We start from the raw sequence: 2,490 nt of genomic DNA on the forward strand, positions 1-2,490 counted from the left end.
GAGTGCAACTTGTGCGACAGGTACTTGTCCATTTCATCGAAAAATAACCATATTGGCGTTCAACTAGCCATTATATTGTAATCGGTAAACACAACCAGACCTATGTCCATCGAAAGAAACGATCCACATGCGGGGCGCGATGCCACCGCCGACGCCGACCATCATGCTGAGGTCGCTCGGCAGTTCGCTGGCTCTGACAAAGACTCCATGGTGTTTCGTGCTGCGGAACGCCACTCTCGGCGCGTCCGGTTTTTGAAGTTTGCCTTGCCTGCGGTCGCGTTGATCGGTGCCGCTGTTTTTTCCTGGTTCAMTTTCTTTTCCACATCGAGTGTGCCGAGCAATATTTCGCTTGATAATGCCGGGATGGAAAACGGCAAACTTGTCATGACCAACCCGAAACTTGACGGATTTACGAAGGACAAGCTTCCCTACAAAATGAGCGCCGTAAAGGCATTGCAGGACGTAGGCAACAGCAATGTGATCTCGCTGGAGGGGATTAGTGCGGAAATTCCGATTGGCAAGGAACTGCGCGCGCAGGTCACTGCGAAATCGGGTGTATACGACAATGCGAACCGGCAGTTGAAGCTCGACAGCGCCATAAGCTTGACAACATCCGATGGCATTACTGCCCTGCTGCAATCGGCTAATATAGATATAGCCGGCAACACGATGTCGACGGACGATCCAGTCAGCGTAAAAAATAGCAAGTCGAGTATAACCGCGGACAGTATGYAAATTACCGAAAGCGGTAAGGTAATGACTTTTGAAAAGCGGGTAAGGCTTGTCATTCTGCCTACAAAGCTGCAAGAAGGTGACAAGGAAATCAAATCGTCAGAGTAACGTCTGGGGATTATTGCTGATTTCAAGGGAAATCCCGGATTTAGGAGAGAAGACGATGTCGTGCGGGGCAAAACTGATCAGCATTTCGACCGTTGCGTTGGGCCTGTTGGCATCGTCCATGATGATTGCTCCCGTCGTCGCGCAGGATGCTGCCACAGCAACAACCGGAATAAAATTGTCAGGCGACCAGCCGATCCAGATCGATGCTGACAAGCTTGTTGTACATGACAATGAGGGCACTGCTACCTTCACAGGCAATGTGACCGTCGTACAAGGTGCCACGCTTCTGAAGGCGGGTTCAATGATTGTTTATTACGTCAAGGGCCCCAAGAAAGACGCGACCGGCAAAGACACAACCGGCAAAGACACAACGGGTGCTGACGCGCCAAAGACCACGGGAGTGACTGGTGCCGGAGCCCAGGACATCGATCATCTAGAGGTCAACGACAAGGTCTACGTCAAATCCGAAGATCAGGTCGCCACTGGTGATCACGGCACTTTCGATATGAAAACGGAAGTGCTGGTTTTGACTGGCAACAAGGTTGTTCTTTCCCAAGGCGACAATGTTGCCGTCGGCTGCAAGCTGACAGCGCAGCTTAAAACGGGCGAGGCCCAGCTTGAAAGCTGCAAGAGTGGTCAGACAGGTCGTGTCTCTATCGTTGTGGCTCCCAAGAACGCGCCGAAGAACTGAGCCTATAGTGTCCTTGTTTTCGCGTCGCTCTTCCAGCAAGCTTTCCGCTCGGCCTGACTCTACCATCTCTCAGGAAATGCGTCCTGCTGACCCTGCGGCCGTCGACCGTATGAAAGGCACGCTTGTCGCACGTGGCATCACCAAGAGCTACAATGGCCGCCAGGTCGTCAACGGTGTTTCCTTTGGGGTGCGCGCCGGCGAAGCCGTTGGTATCCTAGGCCCCAATGGCGCCGGCAAGACGACATGTTTCTACATGGTGACTGGTCTGGTCCCGGTCGACAAGGGCACGATAGAAATCGATGGTTTCGACGTAACGACGATGCCGATGTATCGCCGTTCTCGGCTGGGTATCGGCTACCTGCCGCAGGAAGCCTCGATTTTCCGCGGTCTTTCGGTTGAAAACAATATCAAGGCCGTCCTTGAGGTTGTCGAGAAAGATCGGAGTGCTCGCGCTCAGGAGCTCGACTCATTGCTTGAGGAATTTCACATCGCTCACCTGCGCAAGGCTCCCGCGCTTTCCCTGTCAGGTGGCGAACGCCGACGGCTGGAAATCGCCCGCGCCCTGGCGTCTCGCCCTAATTTCATGCTTCTGGACGAACCCTTTGCAGGTGTGGATCCGATTGCCGTTGCGGATATACAGCAACTGGTGCGTCATCTGACCGGTCGKGGCATTGGTGTGCTGATCACCGACCATAATGTCCGTGAGACCCTGAAGCTGATCGACAGGGCCTATATCATCCATGCAGGACAAGTGCTTACCCACGGTCGACCGGATGAAATTATTGCCAATCAGGACGTTCGACGACTTTACCTTGGGGATCAGTTCAAGCTCTGATTTTCCCATTTTCGGGATTTCATTCGCAAGAAATAGCATTTCCTCTACGTCTTTAGATTGAAAATTGCCGCGCCAACACGTTTTTCCCTTGCTTGTGATTGACAAGCAAGGATTAGGCCTGTTC

The 2,490-nt window shown here is 52.9% G+C and carries 3 protein-coding genes and 1 pseudogene; 3 read left to right on the forward strand and 1 reads right to left on the reverse strand.

What is annotated here, in order from left to right:
• The first annotated feature begins 102 nt into the window (after nt 1–102).
• The gene (lptC, locus tag ACXJ5O_RS24195; RefSeq protein ID WP_457302128.1) at nt 103–840 is read left to right on the forward strand and encodes an LPS export ABC transporter periplasmic protein LptC; all 738 of its coding nucleotides are present in this window, start codon (nt 103–105) and stop codon (nt 838–840) included.
• Here lptC and ACXJ5O_RS24200 read toward each other — a convergent pair.
• The gene (locus tag ACXJ5O_RS24200; RefSeq protein ID WP_457302129.1) at nt 832–960 is read right to left on the reverse strand and encodes a hypothetical protein; all 129 of its coding nucleotides are present in this window, start codon (nt 958–960) and stop codon (nt 832–834) included. The two genes, lptC and ACXJ5O_RS24200, sit on opposite strands and share 9 nt — an antisense overlap.
• Here ACXJ5O_RS24200 and ACXJ5O_RS24205 point away from each other — a divergent pair.
• Together ACXJ5O_RS24205 and lptB are read left to right on the forward strand one after the other, a co-directional pair.
• Entirely contained in the window at nt 959–1,531 is a 573-nt protein-coding gene (locus ACXJ5O_RS24205; RefSeq protein ID WP_457302130.1) for an LptA/OstA family protein, read from the forward strand. The two genes, ACXJ5O_RS24200 and ACXJ5O_RS24205, sit on opposite strands and share 2 nt — an antisense overlap.
• A 106-nt stretch (nt 1,532–1,637) precedes the next feature.
• Nucleotides 1,638–2,366, forward strand: a pseudogene (lptB, locus tag ACXJ5O_RS24210) (LPS export ABC transporter ATP-binding protein); the annotation flags it as partial.
• Nucleotides 2,367–2,490 lie beyond the last annotated feature (124 nt).

Source organism: Phyllobacterium sp. P5_D12 (assembly GCF_054049495.1).

What these genes read in the sequence shown, in the direction of transcription:
- ACXJ5O_RS24205 (WP_457302130.1), top strand. Translation starts at nt 959, where the DNA reads ATGATGATTGCTCCCGTCGTCGCGCAGGATGCTGCCACAGCAACAACC.
- ACXJ5O_RS24200 (WP_457302129.1), bottom strand. Translation starts at nt 960, where the DNA reads ATGGACGATGCCAACAGGCCCAACGCAACGGTCGAAATGCTGATCAGT.